Annotated in this window: 17 protein-coding genes; 13 read left to right on the top strand and 4 right to left on the bottom strand. The window is 31.8% G+C overall.

Annotated features, from left to right (window positions below):
- Positions 1-29 precede the first annotated feature (29 nt).
- Genes BMZ09_RS05945 through BMZ09_RS05935 form a run of 3 tightly spaced genes read right to left on the bottom strand, consistent with a single transcriptional unit; the run spans position 30 to position 4,298 of the window.
- Positions 30-2,027, bottom strand: a complete 1,998-nt coding sequence (locus BMZ09_RS05945) for a DUF3352 domain-containing protein (RefSeq protein WP_090838481.1) — start codon at positions 2,025-2,027, stop codon at positions 30-32.
- Between the two features lie 12 nt (positions 2,028-2,039).
- Positions 2,040-2,624 carry a hypothetical protein gene (locus BMZ09_RS05940; protein ID WP_090838479.1) on the bottom strand — a complete coding sequence of 195 codons (585 nt, stop codon included), beginning with the start codon at positions 2,622-2,624 and terminating at the stop codon, positions 2,040-2,042.
- Between the two features lie 45 nt (positions 2,625-2,669).
- Entirely contained in the window at positions 2,670-4,298 is a 1,629-nt protein-coding gene (locus tag BMZ09_RS05935) for an acyl-CoA carboxylase subunit beta (protein WP_090838477.1), read from the bottom strand.
- 212 nt (positions 4,299-4,510) lie between these two features.
- On the opposite strand from BMZ09_RS05935, the gene BMZ09_RS05930 reads away from it, so the two are divergent.
- From BMZ09_RS05930 to ettA, 5 genes are all read left to right on the top strand, one after another.
- Positions 4,511-5,041 (top strand): NADPH-dependent FMN reductase, encoded by a 531-nt coding sequence (locus tag BMZ09_RS05930; protein WP_090838475.1) that lies wholly within the window; start codon positions 4,511-4,513, stop codon positions 5,039-5,041.
- A gap of 21 nt (positions 5,042-5,062) precedes the next feature.
- A complete protein-coding gene (locus tag BMZ09_RS05925) occupies positions 5,063-5,518 on the top strand; it encodes a MarR family winged helix-turn-helix transcriptional regulator (protein WP_090838473.1) in 456 nt (151 codons plus the stop codon).
- Between the two features lie 45 nt (positions 5,519-5,563).
- Positions 5,564-6,277 carry a pirin family protein gene (locus tag BMZ09_RS05920; protein ID WP_090838471.1) on the top strand — a complete coding sequence of 238 codons (714 nt, stop codon included), beginning with the start codon at positions 5,564-5,566 and terminating at the stop codon, positions 6,275-6,277.
- Positions 6,278-6,377: 100 nt separating this feature from the next.
- Positions 6,378-6,560, top strand: a complete 183-nt coding sequence (locus tag BMZ09_RS05915) for a CAL67264 family membrane protein (RefSeq protein WP_028281998.1) — start codon at positions 6,378-6,380, stop codon at positions 6,558-6,560.
- A gap of 29 nt (positions 6,561-6,589) precedes the next feature.
- Entirely contained in the window at positions 6,590-8,281 is a 1,692-nt protein-coding gene (ettA, locus tag BMZ09_RS05910) for an energy-dependent translational throttle protein EttA (RefSeq protein WP_090838469.1), read from the top strand.
- A gap of 725 nt (positions 8,282-9,006) precedes the next feature.
- Here the strand turns inward: ettA and BMZ09_RS05895 are convergent.
- A complete protein-coding gene (locus tag BMZ09_RS05895) occupies positions 9,007-9,786 on the bottom strand; it encodes an MBL fold metallo-hydrolase (RefSeq protein ID WP_090838463.1) in 780 nt (259 codons plus the stop codon).
- A 169-nt stretch (positions 9,787-9,955) separates the two neighbouring features.
- On the opposite strand from BMZ09_RS05895, the gene BMZ09_RS05890 reads away from it, so the two are divergent.
- The 8 genes from BMZ09_RS05890 (at position 9,956) to BMZ09_RS05855 (ending at position 18,425) form a co-directional block, all read left to right on the top strand.
- Positions 9,956-11,296, top strand: coding sequence for a coiled-coil domain-containing protein (locus BMZ09_RS05890; protein ID WP_090838461.1), 1,341 nt, complete (start codon positions 9,956-9,958; stop codon positions 11,294-11,296).
- A 231-nt stretch (positions 11,297-11,527) separates the two neighbouring features.
- Positions 11,528-12,586: a hypothetical protein gene (locus tag BMZ09_RS05885; RefSeq protein WP_090838459.1), complete on the top strand. Its 1,059-nt coding sequence runs from the start codon at positions 11,528-11,530 to the stop codon at positions 12,584-12,586.
- Positions 12,587-12,661: 75 nt separating this feature from the next.
- Positions 12,662-14,623, top strand: a complete 1,962-nt coding sequence (locus tag BMZ09_RS05880) for an AAA family ATPase (RefSeq protein WP_090838456.1) — start codon at positions 12,662-12,664, stop codon at positions 14,621-14,623.
- Positions 14,624-14,777: 154 nt separating this feature from the next.
- Positions 14,778-15,077: a GIY-YIG nuclease family protein gene (locus tag BMZ09_RS05875; protein WP_090838454.1), complete on the top strand. Its 300-nt coding sequence runs from the start codon at positions 14,778-14,780 to the stop codon at positions 15,075-15,077.
- Positions 15,078-15,325: 248 nt separating this feature from the next.
- Entirely contained in the window at positions 15,326-15,910 is a 585-nt protein-coding gene (gene nudK / locus BMZ09_RS05870) for a GDP-mannose pyrophosphatase NudK (RefSeq protein ID WP_090838452.1), read from the top strand.
- A 5-nt stretch (positions 15,911-15,915) separates the two neighbouring features.
- Positions 15,916-16,539 carry a hypothetical protein gene (locus BMZ09_RS05865; protein ID WP_090838450.1) on the top strand — a complete coding sequence of 208 codons (624 nt, stop codon included), beginning with the start codon at positions 15,916-15,918 and terminating at the stop codon, positions 16,537-16,539.
- A gap of 145 nt (positions 16,540-16,684) precedes the next feature.
- On the top strand, positions 16,685-17,185 hold the full coding sequence (locus BMZ09_RS05860) for a PIN domain-containing protein (protein WP_143067788.1): 501 nt from the start codon (positions 16,685-16,687) through the stop codon (positions 17,183-17,185).
- Positions 17,186-17,189: 4 nt separating this feature from the next.
- The gene (locus BMZ09_RS05855; RefSeq protein ID WP_090838446.1) at positions 17,190-18,425 is read left to right on the top strand and encodes a DUF6638 family protein; all 1,236 of its coding nucleotides are present in this window, start codon (positions 17,190-17,192) and stop codon (positions 18,423-18,425) included.
- Positions 18,426-18,470 lie beyond the last annotated feature (45 nt).

Raw genomic sequence — 18,470 nt, 5'->3', positions numbered from 1 at the left:
CGCTAAAAGCGTTCCTTTTTTATTTTGTTTTAAAACCGTTTCTTAAAAATTAAATCTTCATTTAAATCGTAAACACGCCAAGTACCAACTTGTTTGTCTTTTCTGTATTTACCAGAAATTTTAAGAACTCCGTTGGAATAGTAGGATTTATAACGTCCGTGTTTTAAACCATCTTTTAATTCAACACTAAATTTGGTGTTTCCGTTAGCGTATTTTTTAGAAAATTGATCAGCAGTTAGATCTGTTGGATATATTTCAGGAATATTAAATACAGTAGTCTGATCAATAGTATCTTTATTAATTAATGAAGATGTATTACTATTTGGTTTGTTCGGTATAGTGGCATCTATAAAAGTATAATTAGATTTTACTTGATCAGGTGCCTGATAGTCTATTACTATTTTACTTTCAAAATAACGTTGTTCTGGTGTTAGTTGTATTCCTATTAATGGAAAACATATCACATAGTCTTTATTTACACTTAACTGTTGTTTAGTGGCATTATCTACAAATTGATAAGCGTTGTTGTATAAGCTAGGTGTATTGATGTAAGCGAAGACGCTAGAGCGTTTATCAAAGCGGTCGTCAAAATTATTAAAAGCCTCAAAATTACTTAATGTTTGTTTGTTAGTATACCCATTAATGATACTTTTTAAGGTGTTAGGCTCATTACTAAAAACAACATAATTATCTATAATGGTGTAGTATGGCTTTTCTATATCTGAAAACAAATCACCTAAAAGAATTTTAAAGAAGCCCTTTATGGACATAAAATTAATAGTATAGCCTTTGTAGTCAACCGCTTTGAATTTAACAGGAGATCGTTTTCTAATTTGTTCTAGAATAAAGTCTAGGTTTTCTTTGGCGTCATCAATGTTATTTATTTTTATAACTAAGGCAACATCTTTTTTAGAATCTGAAACGTTGGAATGGAGTTGTAGTAAAGCAATCTCATCATCAACCCAACTTATGAAGTGTTTTTTAATGTTTATTTTTAAAAAGTTTTCAATCTGTTCTGTACCGTCCAAATAGCTTTTAAATTGTTCTGGGTTTTCTTTTTGAATAGTCTCAAAATTGTTGTAAAAGTCTTTAAAACTACTAAAACCGAAGCTAAGATATAAAGCAGTTTCTTTTGGAGCAATACGACTTATTGTACGTTTTCCTTTTCCTGATTTTTGAAGTGCTTTTAAATAGGACGACGCTTGATTGTTTGTATTTGTAATTCCGTTAGCAATAATGGTATTATCGTCCAAGTCAAAACTAAAACCACTATACTCAAGACTTTCATTTAAAACTTGTGTTGTATACCCAGTAGTATTAGAAAAGACCTTAACAAACTGGTCTAGATAGTCATATTGAAAATACAGTCTAAACATATCATTATACCCGACTTGCTTTTTGACTTCAATAAAATTTAAATCTCTACCAATTTTAGGTTCAGAATACTGATCAATAGAAGCTTCTACTAAAGTATGCGTATAGGACGCAATCATTTGGTTTTCTATAAAACTAATATAAAGTGTTTCTCTGTTTTTAACATCGTAAACCTCTGTTATTTGATGGTCATGATATTTACGTTTACTAACCTTATAATTACTGTTTATTAATGAGTTTAAATTGTTTTTAAGTAAATTAAGTTTAGATATTTTCTGTAAATCTACAACATAGAAAAACCCATATTTTTTAGGCGCATAAACATGTGCAGAGATTAAAATCTCACGATTACCAATGCGATTAAATGTGCCTTGCTTTTGCTTAAAAATAGTATCTAACTTATTTAAGTTTTGAGCAAGGCTATTAAAATAGGTGTTGGTGTTTAAATGTTTCCAGATATCACTTTTACTAATGGCATCCCAATTGTCTATTGGTTTTTGGCTTTCAATAACATAAACCGCATCTTTAGGTACTAGATAGATGGATTGTATGTTGTTGTTATTGTCAAAATAAAACACATAAATTTGGTATAAACCATAACTAATAAATAGTGCAACTAGTAATGATAATATACCTTTTTTATTAAAACTCATAAAGGTTATTTTCTATAAAGCGTGCTCTTTTTTAAGCGCAAATACCATAGCATTAGCTATTTCTGGATTAAAATGACTGGCTTTAAAGTAATATCTTCCTGCTTTGTCAATTACAATTGTAAAATCACAGACTTCGTAGTTTTTGTTAAATAAAGAATACAGTAGTTTCTTTTCGTCTTTAGTACTATAAGTCGATTTTTTATTGTCATAATGAGCAAATACTAGGTCTGATACTATTTGTTGCTTTAATTTATCTGCATTAATCTTAGCTTGTTTAGAGTTAATATTTGCATAATTATCATACCAACAATCACCTCTTGATTTTAAATAAGAAATAGTTAAATATTCTGTATCATTAATTTCAATATTAAATAATTCTTTTATGTAACTTTTAAAAATAGGCAATGCTTCTTCTGTTAAAACACCTTTTTCAAGATTCTTTAGATGTTCCTTATACTCTTGGAAGTATTCTTTATTAATAGTTTGAGAGTTACTGTTGAAAGTTTTTTTTGAGTCCACTACTTTTGTACCACAACTACTTAATAATAAAAAAAATAAAACAGTAGAAAGAGCTAGAGATAATGCTTTTGTATTCATAAAAAAATAAGATTAAAAGTTAAAAGTTAAAAGTTAAAAGTTAAATTAAACCTGTAAAACCCCCATGTTAAATTGTTTCTCAATAGGTGCGTGGTTTGCAGCTTCAATACCCATGCTAATCCATGTTCTAGTATCTAAAGGATCAATTACAGCATCAGTCCAAATACGTGCAGCTGCATAGTACGGAGAGACTTGCTCATCGTAACGTGCTTTTATTTTATTAAACAGTTCGTCTTCTTTTTCTTTAGTAATAGTTTCACCTTTCTTTTTAAGTGATGCTGTTTCAATCTGTAATAATACTTTAGCAGCGCTATTACCACTCATTACAGCAAGCTCTGCACTTGGCCAAGCAGCAATTAATCTAGGATCATACGCTTTTCCGCACATTGCATAATTACCAGCTCCATAACTATTACCTAAAATAATAGTAAACTTTGGCACCACGCTATTACTAACAGCGTTTACCATTTTGGCACCATCTTTTATAATTCCAGAATGTTCGCTTTTACTACCAACCATAAATCCAGTAACATCTTGTAAAAAGACTAAAGGGATTTTTTTCTGATTACAATTAGCAATAAAACGGGTAGATTTATCGGCACTATCATTATAAATCACACCACCAAATTGCATTTCTCCTTTTGCATTTTTAACTAAGGTACGTTGGTTTGCTATGATACCGACAGCCCAACCATCTATTCTAGCGTAAGCAGTTATTATAGATTTACCATAATCGGCTTTGTATTCATCAAATTCAGAGTCGTCAACAAGTCGCTTAATAATCTCTTTCATATCATACTGATCCGCTCTAGATTTAGGCAAAATACCATAAATGTCTTGTGGGTCTTCTTTTGGTTTTTTCGACTCGTTTCGGCTAAAGCCAGCTTTGTCATAATCACCAATTTTATCAATAATACGTTTAATTTTTTCTAAAGCATCTTTATCATCTTTAGCTTTATAATCTGTTACACCACTAATTTCGCAATGTGTTGTTGCTCCACCTAATGTTTCGTTGTCTATAGATTCTCCAATAGCAGCTTTAACTAAATAGCTACCTGCTAGAAAAATACTTGCAGTTTTATCCACAATAATAGCTTCGTCACTCATAATAGGTAAGTAAGCACCACCAGCAACACAACTTCCCATGATAGCTGAAATTTGTGTAATTCCCATACTACTCATAATTGCATTGTTTCTAAAAATACGACCAAAGTGTTCTTTGTCAGGAAATATTTCGTCCTGCATAGGTAAGTATACACCAGCAGAATCTACTAAATAAATAATAGGTAATTTGTTTTCGATTGCAATCTCTTGAGCACGTAAGTTTTTCTTTCCTGTAATAGGAAACCAAGCGCCTGCTTTAACAGTTGCATCATTGGCAACAACTATACATTGTTTACCCTTTATGTAGCCCATTTTTACAACCACACCTCCAGAAGGGCAACCGCCATGTTCTTGGTACATATTTTCTCCAGCAAAAGCGCCGATCTCTATACTTTTCTTTTTACTATCTAATAGATAATTTACACGTTCTCGGGCAGTCATTTTTCCTTTTGCATGTAATTTTTCTATGCGTTTTTCTCCACCACCTAGTTTAACTTTAACTAATTTAGACTTAAGGTCAGAAAGTAATAGCTTATTGTGATCTTCGTTTTTATTGAAGTTTATGTCCATTGCAATTGTTTTATTTGAGGTAAAAATACAAAAGATAATAGTGTAATGAAACTACTATTTTCTAATTATAACAAGTATTATGCTGTAATCCATAATTTACAGCTTATAATTAGCATTTTTTTTGTTTCATCTGTAATACAAAACAAGGAATTAGTTTCCATGTAATATATATTAATTTATTTTGTATATTTGTAATCTATAAAATTAGATACATGAAAAAATTAATAGCATTTGGAGCAAGTAACAGCTCAACATCAATAAATAAACAATTAGCAACTTACGCAGCGTCTTTAGTACCAAATACAACAGTAACGGTTTTAGATCTTAACGACTTTGAAGTACCTGTTTATGGAGTAGACTTAGAGCAAGCTTCTGGTTTTCCTGAAAAGGCACAATTATTTTTTGATAAGCTTAAAGCAACTGACGGAATTATTATATCCTTAGCAGAGCATAATGGAGCGTATACCGCAGCTTTTAAAAACTTATTAGATTGGATGTCTAGGATAGACGTAAAAGTGTTTCAGGATAAACCAATGTTGTTAATGAGTACGTCTCCGGGTGCAAGAGCAGGACAGTCAGTGTTTGACATGGCAAAAGATAGATTTCCAAGACATAATGCTAACATTGTTGCCACTTATAATTTCCCATCGTTTAATGATAATTTTAAAGATGGAAGTATTATTGATACAGATCTTAATAAAGTATTAGTGCATGAAATTGCTAAATTTTCTGACAGTTTATAACAGCTAATAACACCAATGATCATGGCTAATTTCGCAGAAGAGATAAATTCAAAATTTGATAATAACAGGATAAAGGCAATGCTTAATATTCTGTATACAGCAAATTACATTACAAGTCATCAAAACGATTTTTTTAAACCTTTTGGGGTGTCGCCACAACAGTATAATATTTTAAGAATATTGCGTGGCGCAAAACAACCTATAAAAGTGCAAACCATAAAAGAAAGAATGGTAGAGCGCGCACCAAATCTAACACGTTTGACGGATAAGTTGTGTGATAAAAAACTAATTAAACGGATTCCTTTTCCTGGAGATCGCAGAGTTGTTTTAATTGAAATAACAAAAGATGGATTAGATCTTTTAAACGAAATTATGCCTAATAATCCATTGCATCATTTATTGGATTCGTTATCTAACGAGGAAGCGGGTCAGCTAAGTGATTTATTAGATAAATTGCGTGACAATAACGACGCATAAATTACGGTATACGGTATTGATTACTAAAATAAATATTAAAACAAAATGAAAACAGTTATACACCAAGCTTCAGATCGTGGTTTTGCAAATCATGGTTGGTTACAAGCAAATCATAGTTTTAGTTTTGCTCAGTTTTATGACCCAAATAAAATGCAATTTGGAGCGTTACGTGTATTAAACGACGATGTCATAGCACCTAGTATGGGGTTTAGTACACATCCTCATGATAATATGGAGATTATTACTATCCCTTTAAAAGGTACACTTAAGCACAAAGACTCTATGGGTAATGCATGGCAAACCATAGAAGCAGGAGAAGTACAAGTCATGAGTGCAGGGACAGGCTTGTTACATTCTGAGATGAATGCTAAAACGGATGAGTATTTAAGCTTGTTTCAAATTTGGGTGATACCCAATAAGCAAAATGTAGCGCCACGTTACGATCAACGCTTTTTTAACGCAGAAGATAGGCAAGGTAGGTTACAAACCTTAGTAACATCTATAGATAGTGAAGAGGATGGTTTAAAAATTCATCAAGACGCTAAGTTGTCCAGAATAGATTTAAAAGCCAATCAAAGCTTTAAGTATCATTTAAAAAGTGATAACCACGGAACCTACGTTATGGTTATGTCTGGAGGTGTAACTATAGATGATAATGTATTGCAAACAAGAGATGCTATAGGAGTTACTGAAACAGATAATTTTGAAATAAAAACGAATACAAATACGCAATTACTTTTTATAGAAGTACCAATGTAATAGCTTCAAATTAAGCGATATCAAAAAAGCATCCTAAATAGGGTGCTTTTTTTGTTGAAATAAACGATATTTGTAATTCACATTTTACTAAAAATAGATTATGGCAATGAATAAAAATACTGTGTTAGCTTGGGCTACCACAATAATGATAATAGTAGGATTAGCATTAATCGCATTAGGAGCCTTTAGATACGATGATGTAGCAGGTTGGGGTTTTGCAGCTGTTGGTGTCGGTTTTTTTGCTGTGGCTTGGGTGTTTAACGCACTTAAGGGAAGAGTATAATCAAATTAATAATTAAAACATTACAATAAATGTCTGACGATAAAAAAGTAATTTTCTCAATGTCTGGTTTGACCAAGACATTTCAAAGTGCACAAACACCTGTACTTAAAAACATATATTTAAGTTTCTTTTATGGAGCAAAAATTGGAATCTTAGGTCTTAACGGTTCTGGTAAATCTACTTTACTTAAAATTATTGCTGGAGTTGATAAAAATTATCAAGGAGACGTAGTCTTTTCTCCAGGATATTCTGTTGGTTACTTAGAACAAGAGCCAGAATTGGATAATGACAAAACAGTAATGGAAATTGTACGTGAAGGTGCAGCAGAAACCGTTGCTATTTTAGATGAATACAATAAAATTAACGATCAGTTTGGTTTAGAGGAAGTATACTCTGATGCAGACAAGATGGAAAAACTAATGAATCGTCAAGCCGAGCTTCAAGATCAAATTGATGCTTCTAATGCTTGGGAGTTAGATACCAAATTAGAAATTGCTATGGATGCGTTACGTACTCCGGATGGTGATAAAAAGATAGGTGTATTATCTGGAGGTGAAAGACGTCGTGTTGCTTTATGTCGTTTATTACTTCAAGAGCCAGATGTATTATTACTTGATGAGCCAACCAACCACTTGGATGCAGAATCTGTACATTGGTTAGAGCATCACTTAGCACAATACAAAGGAACAGTAATTGCTGTAACCCACGATAGATACTTTTTAGATAACGTAGCAGGATGGATTTTAGAACTAGATAGAGGAGAAGGTATCCCATGGAAAGGGAACTACTCATCTTGGTTAGATCAAAAATCTAAACGTATGGCTCAGGAAAGCAAAACAGCGTCTAAGCGTCAAAAGACTTTAGAGCGTGAGTTAGAATGGGTTAAGCAAGGAGCTAAAGGACGTCAAACAAAGCAAAAAGCACGTTTGAAAAACTATGACAAGTTAATGAGTCAAGACCAGAAACAACTGGATGAAAAACTTGAGATTTACATTCCTAATGGACCACGTTTAGGAACCAATGTTATTGAAGCAGTTGGTGTAAGTAAAGCTTTTGATGATAAATTATTATACGAAGATCTAAACTTTAGTTTACCTCAAGCAGGTATAGTTGGTATTATTGGTCCTAACGGAGCAGGTAAGACCACTATTTTTAGAATGATTATGGGAGAAGAAACTCCTGATAAAGGTGAGTTTAAAACAGGAGAAACTGCAAAGGTCTCTTATGTTGATCAAGCACACTCAAATATAGATCCTGAAAAAACAATTTGGCAAAACTTTAGTGATGAGCAAGAGTTGGTTATGATGGGTGGAAAAGAAGTAAATTCTAGAGCTTATTTAAGTCGTTTTAATTTCTCAGGAGGAGAGCAAAACAAAAAGGTAAAACTATTGTCTGGTGGAGAGCGTAACCGTTTACACTTAGCAATGACACTTAAGGAAGAAGGTAACGTATTACTTTTAGATGAGCCTACCAATGATTTAGATGTAAATACATTACGTGCATTGGAAGAAGGTTTAGAAAGCTTTGCAGGATGTGCAGTAGTGATTTCTCACGACAGATGGTTTTTAGATAGAGTGTGTACTCATATCTTAGCATTTGAAGGAGATTCTCAAGTGTATTTCTTTGAAGGTGGATTTAGTGAGTATGAAGAAAATAAGAAGAGTCGTTTAGGTGGAGATTTAATGCCAAAACGTATTAAGTATAAAAAATTAGTAAGATAAGTTTATTGATTTTTAAGCATAAAAAAAGCAGACTAATTAGTCTGCTTTTTTTTATGTCTTATTTTTATTGATATAAATGACCGTCCGTAAAATCGTTGTAATCATTACTGTTATTTTGTTTATTCAATAACGCTTCTATTTTTTTGTTTTCTTCATCAAGCGCAATTTGGTTTTTCCTCATTTTTATTTTTTGTGAACCTAATAATGCGCAAAAAATAACAAATACAAAACCAAATAGCAGAGTAATAAATAACGTGCTCATATTTTAATTATAAATTTTAAAGGGTTTTAATTAAGGTTAAAGTTAGTGTAGACTTTAATATATGTGATTATTATTAGTTTTGTAATTGAATAAATCTATGCTTTCAATTTTACTATTTTTAGTATCAAATTGACTTAATGCTTTATTCCATTTTCTTCTTAAAATATAAGATCGGTAAATAGGAAATAAAAACATTAATGTAATTAGTATACAATATATTATTTGAAAAGCTAACATAAAGGTTATTTAGTTTTAAGTAGCTTAATTTCCTTTTTTAGTTGGTATACTTTATAAATATTTAGCGTAACTAAAATAGTCATTGTTATTAAAGCAATAGACAGAATTGTTATTATTTTTTCAGTTCTAACAGTTGTGGTAGTTTCCGTTAAACTTTGTAAAATAAATAAAATTTTAGGTGTCATAAACTGTTAATTTGTTGATTTATCCATTCCAAATATAATAATTAATTTTTAGGATACCAATCTAACTGTATAACCTCAATTTCAGAATTACCAGCGTTAACTAAAGTTTTAAATTTAGCAACATCACTTAAACCCTCTGTTCCTCTGTAATGATAAGGATACACTTGTTTAGGTTTAAAATCTAATACTGCACTAGCTGCACTTTCTACTGTCATGGTGTAAGGTAAGTTCATGCAAACAAAAGCTTTGTCTATGCTTGTAAGCTGTCTCATTTCAGGGATGTCTTCTGTATCTCCAGAGATGTAAATACGTTCTTCACCAATAGTTAGTACATATCCATTTCCACGTCCTTTAGCATGAAACTTTAAAGCTTCCTCACGCAAATTGTACATAGGTATTGCTTGTATAGTAACCGTATTAACCATTGCAATGTCATCATTAGCCATAACTTTAATAGTTGGCTTAAAATCTTCAGGAAACTTATCTACTACCGCTTGAGGAGCAACTAATAATGCGTTTTTTAAATCTAATGCTTTTAAAGTCTCAATATCAAAGTGGTCACCGTGTATATCTGTAACTAAAACTAAAGTTGGTTGTTTTTGACCTTCAAAAGCTTCTTTTCCACCAGTTGGATCTACGTAAATAGTTTCGTTTGCATAATTTAAAACCAATGTAGCATGCGTAATTGGTATAATTTCTAAACTGTTTTTAGTAGTTGAGGTTGTTGGTTTTTCAGCTTTAGCGGTATCAGTTTTCTCTTGATTTTTACAACTAGTTAGTAATAAGGTTAATGTAAGTAAGGTAAATAATAGTCTTTTCATTTTTAGATTTTTGTTTTAAAGATACTTGTTTTTTAATTCTTGATAATAATCTGTAACATTTTAATAACAATTAATACTTATATTATGAGCAATAAATATTTTCTTAACTAATATTTTTTAACGAAATTGCTTACATAAATTTTATCCAACCTTAAAAACAAGAATATATATGTCTGATGATTTTGATTTATTAGAAACAAACTCTAATGAAAAAACCGAAAAAGTAGATGTCAATTGGGGAAAAGCAATTGATACCATGAAGTCTAAGTTAGCGCAAGAGGACGATCCAGAAAGTCGTCAAAAAATCTTAAACGCAACTTTGGATGATGTTGTTGGTATGGCAGAGAAAGATCGTACAACGCTTTTAGATGCTATTAAAGATTTAACAGACTACCAAGATGAGGTTGGTATCTTGTTTGAGCGTTTTTCATCATTAAACGCAAAAGAGCAAAAAGTTATTGACGATGCTCAAAAAGCATTAGAGCGTTCAAAAATCGAATTAGAAGACGCACAAAATAAGCCTGACACATGGTGGAATAACCTTTGGGGACGTAAAAGCAAAATCAAAGCAGCAGAAAAAGCTTTAGAAGCATCAGAAAAAGTACGTGCAGGAGCAGACAACAAAGCAAAAGCAATGTTTCAAGAGCGTATAGAGAGCGCAGACATCCAAACACTATTAAGTGAGTTGTCATACAAATCTCAAGCAGCAGTAACACGTCTTAAAAATCGTGAGGTAGAAATTAAAGAAGTAGAAGATAAGCTGCAAGTAGCTATCGTAGAAGCCTCTAAAAACCATACTAAAGCCCTAGAGAAAAAAGCAGAAACAGAAGCTAAATTAGAGACACAATATGCTGCATTAAAGCAAGCACGTCAAGCATTAGAAGAAGTTGCAGATAAACAATCACCACAGTACTCTGAGGCATTATCTCAAGTCACTAAATTAGAACAAGAGATAGAAGAGTTAGAAGGACTTAAAAACGCCTACACAACACTTGCAGCATCTAAAGACAGTTTTGTACACAAGCATAATTTAACTATTAAAGTATTAACGTCTTTACGTAGTAACTTACAAACGCACCGTGCTAAATTAAAGTCGGATACAGAAGAGCGTTTAAAGTATTATGACGGTTATGTAGTAGCTTTAAAAGCACGTACAGATCAAGAATTTGCTGCTATTTTAGAGCATTTAGGAGTTAAAACGGACGAGCATATTGGAGAGACATTAGCATCAATGCATACAGCAAGTGCTAAAGCACGTCAAGAAATGATGGATAATATCCCAGTTCACGAAAAAGTTATGCAAGGTGTATACCGTAGTTATGCAGAGGCTTTGCATGAGATTAGAGCAAAAGATGTGGATATTCAAAAGAATTTTGCAGACCGTTACGGAATTGACATGAAAGAGATTTTTGAAGAGTATTACAACTCAGATAATACAACGCCTTCAGGAGATGATGCACCAGCAGGAGCACCAAAACCAGAAGCATCAAACGACGATTTATTGTCTTAAAATTAATAGAGCGTAACCTACTTTAGCTATTAAGGGCTAAAGTAGGTCAGGCTTTACGCTATATCTTTTGCAAAAAAGCAAAAGGATGCCACTTCAATCCTTAACGCGCTTACTCAGGTGTTAAAGTGCGTATAAACATGCTATCATAATTTAATAAAGTCAAAACAGTTAAGCTAATTAATCTTGATTTAGTAAACACTGTTTCTTACAACTGAATATTGAAAATTTAAAATGAGTATAAACCACATTGTAACACCATTAGATTCGGCTATTTTAAATAGCAAAGATCAATATGTGTTTTATCATAAAAAGGTAGATTTTGCCTTAAAAGAGCTAATAGTTGGCGTTCAACAAAATGGCTTATGTACACCACAAGAAGTTATATTCTTCAAACAATACTGCGACCTGTTATTGTACTCCATAGAGGCCATGCGTGTCAAATACATGTATGACGAGGAAGATAACATGAAGATAGATGTTACAGATTCAGGTTTCCCAAATTATTTAGAATTTAGATATCTATTTAACGACCTGTCTTTACGCGACAACTATTTAAACAAATTAAAAGACGTCTCTGTACTTCAAGACGAATTTCTAGATCAATTATTGCGTAAAAAACAACCCGTAAGACGTGATAAATTATTTCAAGCAGCCTCAATTGTCTATTACACTTCAGTAGAGCAACAATACATATTCAATCGTTTTGTTCAAGGTAAAATTATAAAAGCACCGGAAGGTAGCGAAGCAGACTATATGACTAGTTGGAGTTTTTACGATGTGTCTTTAAACAGACCTTTTGTATGCTTTATGTACTTTGACTATGATGGTAAAGATCCATTTACAAATAAAGAAGAAATTTACGAGGCATTAAAAGCAGTAGCTGATCGTAAAATGAATATGGATACCATGGCTTATGGTATTGATAGACGTTTAAAAAACGTATATCCAAAACACATAAAACGTCTAGATATAGGTGCGTTTCATAACGTGTTTGCAAAGGATGATAACGACTTAACGCATACTATTTTAGAAGCAATAGGTAAAAAGGAAATCCCTTTAGAAGCCTATGCATTATCTTTTAAAATTCACGAAGTATTTACTGGAGGAGAATTTAAAGAGGGAGGGTACTTTAGCAAACAAACACTTCAAAATTGGAGCACTCCAATCAAGGAAGGTTATGTGTTTGCACCACACCGTATCATTCAATTACTATACAACAAAAATCCAGAGATTATGAATAAGTTGGCAAAGCCACCATTTCAAGTAGCGGATTTAATAATAGAAAAATAAAATCAATAACAGTGGTCGTAGTTAGCTTTATAAAATATTGATAAATACGTATTACACACTGAAGACTAATAAACCATGGAACACAACTCAACTTTCCCTATAAAAAAATCAGAATTAGACGTTTTACGTGACGAAGCCTCATCATACTTAAAAAGTATAAGTTGGGAGCAAGGGTCGCGTGCAAAAAATAAAGACAAAGATGCTAAAGACGAGTCGATCCTACTGTATTTATCAAAAGCAAATAATGGATCGTCAGCGTCAATTACATCGGTTTCAAAAACAATACTGGCATTAAAAAAACGATTATTGCCAGACTCGGTAGCTATACCAATTCTTTTAAATCAAACATTATACGCAGTACAAGAAGGATTAACTTTAGGTATTTGGATAAAAGATAGTTATTATGATGCGTCGGGATTATCTAGTCTTAACGAGCGTAAATCGGCATTAGATAATGATGGTAAACGTGAGTTTGAAAGTAAAATGCAAACCGCAACTGCTTTTATGTTATTTGCTTCGGCTTATAAAATATTACACTTATTAAAGCCACATGCTTCTGACGATTTAAGTGTTATGAAACAAAAGTTTGCTGGTATACCAGAATTGTCTTTAATGTCTCCTTTAAAAGGGGTGTCTTGCGCCTTATTTTATTTTGATAAATATTTAGCACATCCGGATATTGTTAAATCGGATAAAGATGTTGCAGATTTTACAGTTGTCTATTTTGAGGCGTTGTTGGCAGAGATTAGTTTAAGAAGAAGTAGTTTAGAGTATACAGAGACTATTGTTGACAGAACTTATAAATTAGAAAATAGTGATTTTGCCATTTCAGGATGGGAAAATACATTTCAGGGCACAGCAAAAAGTGTTGAGTTTAACAAAATACAATTCGAACAAATCGTTGGTAACAGAGATGCAAAACACTTTGCACGTCGTTTAACAGAGCGTATGTTGAGTTACGATTTTGAAGCAAAGAAAAACCCGTTCCAAGAACTAGGTGGTTTTATGCCAGTTTTTATGGGGTACGGTATTCCTGGAACAGGAAAAAGTATGCTAATTGCAGCTATTGCTACACGATTAAAAGAGCATTGTGACCATTTAGACATTCCATTTTTATTCCATCCAATGCCGGATACTTTAATTAGTACATTTCAAGGTGGATCGGCAGAAAAGATGGTAGATTGGATGAAACCAATGCAGGATCCAACTAAACTTATTTTTGCACCAATTGATGATGCAGAAAACAATTTGCAAGAACGTACAGCGCAAGGTGTATCTGCCGGTGTAAAAGAAGTTATTGGTGTCTTTTTAAGATACACGGAAGGGGCGTATGCTGTTAATTACGGAAATAGCTCGGTAGGGTTATTTACCAACCTTCCAGAAATGTTAGATAAAGCAGTTATTTCTCGTGTTCAAGGACGATTTAAAATTGATGGTGCACGTAATGAGCATGATTTTATTGATCAAGATCATATCTGGTGGAGAAAACTAGATAGTACAATGCCTGATTTTGTAAATATGAGTAATCCTTCAGATTACAACTATTTAGATGCGCAACATGTTGCTAAAAACTTGGGAGATATTTTAGAAAAAGTAGACAACCCAACTGAGCAACGCGTTTTAGAAACATTTGAAAAAGTAGAGGCAAAATATAAAGATACAGAGCATATGTTTTATGCTAATTTATATACCGAAATTCAGAAAATATTTCCATTTTTCTCATCTCGTGATGTACGTAATATTCAAAAATCAGTATCGCTACGTTTAACGGATTTTGATTTAGAACCAGATTGGTTTGAGAATCCTGAAACGTATTTCAAAAAAGATTACGATACTAAATTTGGAATGTTACAAGAACTAATGCGTGCCAACATGAAAGGATTAGACTTTTCAGATATTAGAAGACAAGAGGTTGTGCGTTATTTAGATAACGTTGCAACTATTGCAGATACAGATTTTAAACGTAAAGTGGATGCTAGAGTAAATCAATTAAATATTGAAACTAAAGCTAGAGAACAATACGGTGTTAGTAAATAACAATTTGTCATTCTGCGCTACGACGCAGGATCTACAAAAAGTAAAATAAGTAAGATTCAAAGTAATTAGAGTGTAGAATACTGTATTAGTTTTAAACTTAAACGAAGTAATAATAGTTTGTCATTCTGCGCTTTGACGCAGGATCTATAAAAAAATGAAAGTAAATAACCGTCAATACTATGTTTATATCCTTTCTAGTAAAAAAAATGGCACATTATATATGGGAGTAACAAACAATTTAGAACGAAGACTAATCGAACACAAACAAAAGTTAGCTTCTGTATTTACTTCAAAGTATGATGTAAATAGACTAATGTATTTCGAAATAATAGCAGACATTAATGAAGCTATCAAACGTGAAAAACAGCTTAAAAACTGGAACAAGCAATGGAAAATTGAGCTTATTGAAAAAGAAAATCCAAATTGGAAAGATCTGTCAATAAATTGGAATTAAAAATAGATTCTGCGTCGTAGCGCAGAATGACATGTAAAAAAAAGTAACATCATTTGTCATTCTGCGCTTCGACGCAGAATCCACAAAGAGTAAACAAGATATAATTCAAATTAAATAGATTTTAAAATAATGCATAATTTTAAAATTCTAATTGGAAAGATTTATCATTAAATTGGAATTAAAAAGGGATTCTGCGTCGTAGCGCAAAATGACATAAAAATTTAAACAAAACACAAGCTGAATAACAAATGAGTACTGATAGAATCAAAAATTTAAAAACCGAATTATTATCTGATAATTGGTACACTCTAAACAAGTTAACATTTGACTATTTACAAAGTAATGGCGAGTGGCGATCAGTTACTAGAGAATGTTACGATAGAGGTGATGGAGCAGTCATTCTGTTGTACAATAAAGTAAAACAAACGGTTGTATTAACCAAACAACTTCGCATACCAACATATGTAAATGGTAATAAAGAGGGCTTTTTGATCGAAGCCTGTGCAGGTATGTTAGACAATGATAAACCTGAAGATTGTATCAAAAAGGAAGTTGAAGAAGAAACAGGATATCGCATTACAAACGTAGAAAAGGTAATGGAAGCCTATTCATCTCCAGGATCTGTTACAGAAATTTTACATTATTTCATTGGCGAATATTCAGACCAAATGAAAGTCAATGAGGGTGGAGGAGCAGCTAATGAGACAGAAGACATCGAAGTATTAGAGCTAGCGTTTAATACAGCTGTAAATAGCATTAAAACTGGCGAAATTAAGGATATAAAGACTATTTGTTTGTTGCAGTATGCTCAAATTAATAATATAATGCAGTAATTAATATGGAAGATAGCAAACACGGTAGTAAATTATCTAATCTTGGTATTCAAGATTTTTTATCCATTGGATACTTATTTTTATTAGTGCTAGGTGTTGTGCATGAAACCATTTACTATAAATTTATTGGGATTAATATATTGGATTATTCATCTGTTTTAGATGTTTTGATTAGTCCAATAGCTGTTATTACAGGTAATTTAATTCTAGGTTTAGCAGTCTTATTTAGTATAGTTATGGCTTATGTAGTGGTTAAAATAACGCCTAAGTATTACAAATGGTTAAGTAAAAAGAAAAAGTACCAATCAGGAAAAAATAAAATAAAATTAGAAAAGGCACAAGTTAAAATTAATGCTAAAGACGCGGTAATAACAATGATTGCCTTTTATGTATTCAGTATTTTTATAGGCTTAGGTGTTGGAAGTGGTCATAAAACGAAGAAAAGAATAATTAGTAATGATTATAAAATAACACATCAATTAACATTTGAGGATGGTTTTACACAAGACATAAAAATGTTAGGTAAAAATAGTTTGTATGTGTTTTATGTTTTAAAAGATGATCCTGAGGTAATAATTGCGCCTATTGATGGAAATATTAAAATGATTAAAAATTTAGAAAAATTATAATTTGAAAAAGGCTTGGTACATATACAAAAGGTATTTTTTACCACCCCAAATATTGCTATTTGTAATACTTGGTATTGCATTGGTTAATTTGGATAAAAGTGAAACCCAATACCCTTTAATATTTATTATTTTAAGTTTATTTATTATGCTCTCATTACTAAGTGTAATGCGCTATTATAATTATGAGGTTTTAAGACCAAAAAAAATAATTGAGGAATTAAATTCTGAGTTATTTAACGAATTTAAAAGAAATGGGTTTAAATTAAAAGGTAGGGATTGGGTAGGTCAAATTAGAGACTACACGGTACTTGCAGGAATAGAATGGGAGAATCATCAAGAAACTCCTGATTATAGATTTAGAGTTTTGTTTGATCCGTTGTCATTAGGGCGGAATTTGAGTCTTGAAGAGTATGTAAATTATAATGATTTGGAAAAAAACAACTTCGATGTAAATTTAAGTCATTTAGAAAAATCGCATAATTTAAAAGCTTCTTCAAATCTCAATTATAATAGACCGTTAACTGTAATAAATAGTATGGTTGATTATTTAATTATTAAGAATTTAATCCCAATAACGCATAAAGAGTGGGGAAAGCATGTTTTTAATATTGAGAGGATGGAAAAAAAATATTTGAGTAAAATTTAATGTAATGCAAAAACTAAAACAAGCAAATCTATACAGAAGCGAGCTAATTCCAATAAGTGGTAAATTAGTGGAGCGTTACAACCAATGCCTTCAAAAATTAGGGTTTACGCCGACTAAACTGACTAGTTTTTCAATTGATGGTATTGGATATAGTCCAGAAATAGCAGAAGAAAAAGGAACAACCATGTATCTTAATAATGGTGAAGCCAATCCGCATGCTATTATTATTTCGCCTTTACAAAAAGGAAAACCAGTGTATTCTGAGTTTCATAGTTTTGATAGAGAAATGATGAAACAGGTGTTTCAAGTACATGGTCAAAAAATTAATGATATTACAAGAGATTCAGCAATATGCATTGATTTTGATCAAGATATAGATGCTTTTTATGAGCCTTTAGATGTTCTTAAATACAATAAGGTTTACATTAAATTTCATTTAGTAAATAATTTAGATAAACTACAAAAAGAACAACAACAATTAATAGATACTTTTAGACAAGGTAATAATTTTATTGACGAGGATTTACATGCGCAACTATTAGCGTCTGCTAAAGCTAATGGCGATTTACGCGGGCGAGATTTAAGCTTACATAGCTTGCAATATCAAACAGATTCGTTTTACACTAAATCCTTTGGAGGTATTTATGTATTGCGTGATTTTATATCACCAATTGTTGTCTTTGAAGATGAAAAATGGTATAAAGAAGCGATTAAGGATACTGTTCATGATGTTACAATTTATCATATTGAGCAACCAGAACTAATGGATAAATTGCGTGATCATGTTATTATTGAGCATGACTTGGAAGAAGCACTAAATACGACGCGTTATCAACGCGTAAAAAAAATGGAATTTGCGATGGCTTTAAAAGACACGCAACATCCGTTACGTGACATTTTAAACGATGCTGTATTGTTTAAAAGTTATTTAAACAAGTTAGATATTGATACTAGAAAACGTGTCATGGGTGTGGAGTTATATTTAGACAAAATTGAAGTTAGTAACCAATATAAAATTGCAGATATTGTAGATGTTAATTTGTTTAATGCGTTGCATATACCGCATTCGTCTTTAACAGCTAAGCATCAAGATTTAATTTGGAAACTATTAATAAATGTTTCGCCTAGAGATGTTCTGTTCTTATATTGGTATGATAAAGAAGAATTTTATAAGCAATACAGTACTTGGGAGGATTCTTTTAAGGATTGGGTTATTGAAACTATTAGTAACAATATTTAAAAATTATAGACTAATTTAGTACAGGCTTTGTAATAAGCCTTTTAA

The sequence above is a fragment of the Olleya namhaensis genome, assembly GCF_900114005.1.
Lineage (GTDB): Bacteria > Bacteroidota > Bacteroidia > Flavobacteriales > Flavobacteriaceae > Olleya > Olleya namhaensis.
This window is presented reverse-complemented; position numbering and strand designations above follow the sequence as displayed.

What these genes read in the sequence shown, in the direction of transcription:
- BMZ09_RS05915 (WP_028281998.1), top strand. Translation starts at nt 6,378, where the DNA reads ATGGCAATGAATAAAAATACTGTGTTAGCTTGGGCTACCACAATAATG.
- BMZ09_RS05885 (WP_090838459.1), top strand. Translation starts at nt 11,528, where the DNA reads ATGAGTATAAACCACATTGTAACACCATTAGATTCGGCTATTTTAAAT.
- BMZ09_RS05865 (WP_090838450.1), top strand. Translation starts at nt 15,916, where the DNA reads ATGGAAGATAGCAAACACGGTAGTAAATTATCTAATCTTGGTATTCAA.
- ettA (WP_090838469.1), top strand. Translation starts at nt 6,590, where the DNA reads ATGTCTGACGATAAAAAAGTAATTTTCTCAATGTCTGGTTTGACCAAG.
- BMZ09_RS05890 (WP_090838461.1), top strand. Translation starts at nt 9,956, where the DNA reads ATGTCTGATGATTTTGATTTATTAGAAACAAACTCTAATGAAAAAACC.
- BMZ09_RS05940 (WP_090838479.1), bottom strand. Translation starts at nt 2,624, where the DNA reads ATGAATACAAAAGCATTATCTCTAGCTCTTTCTACTGTTTTATTTTTT.
- nudK (WP_090838452.1), top strand. Translation starts at nt 15,326, where the DNA reads ATGAGTACTGATAGAATCAAAAATTTAAAAACCGAATTATTATCTGAT.
- BMZ09_RS05855 (WP_090838446.1), top strand. Translation starts at nt 17,190, where the DNA reads ATGCAAAAACTAAAACAAGCAAATCTATACAGAAGCGAGCTAATTCCA.
- BMZ09_RS05945 (WP_090838481.1), bottom strand. Translation starts at nt 2,027, where the DNA reads ATGAGTTTTAATAAAAAAGGTATATTATCATTACTAGTTGCACTATTT.
- BMZ09_RS05895 (WP_090838463.1), bottom strand. Translation starts at nt 9,786, where the DNA reads ATGAAAAGACTATTATTTACCTTACTTACATTAACCTTATTACTAACT.
- BMZ09_RS05880 (WP_090838456.1), top strand. Translation starts at nt 12,662, where the DNA reads ATGGAACACAACTCAACTTTCCCTATAAAAAAATCAGAATTAGACGTT.
- BMZ09_RS05925 (WP_090838473.1), top strand. Translation starts at nt 5,063, where the DNA reads ATGGCTAATTTCGCAGAAGAGATAAATTCAAAATTTGATAATAACAGG.
- BMZ09_RS05935 (WP_090838477.1), bottom strand. Translation starts at nt 4,298, where the DNA reads ATGGACATAAACTTCAATAAAAACGAAGATCACAATAAGCTATTACTT.
- BMZ09_RS05930 (WP_090838475.1), top strand. Translation starts at nt 4,511, where the DNA reads ATGAAAAAATTAATAGCATTTGGAGCAAGTAACAGCTCAACATCAATA.
- BMZ09_RS05860 (WP_143067788.1), top strand. Translation starts at nt 16,685, where the DNA reads ATGCTCTCATTACTAAGTGTAATGCGCTATTATAATTATGAGGTTTTA.
- BMZ09_RS05875 (WP_090838454.1), top strand. Translation starts at nt 14,778, where the DNA reads ATGAAAGTAAATAACCGTCAATACTATGTTTATATCCTTTCTAGTAAA.
- BMZ09_RS05920 (WP_090838471.1), top strand. Translation starts at nt 5,564, where the DNA reads ATGAAAACAGTTATACACCAAGCTTCAGATCGTGGTTTTGCAAATCAT.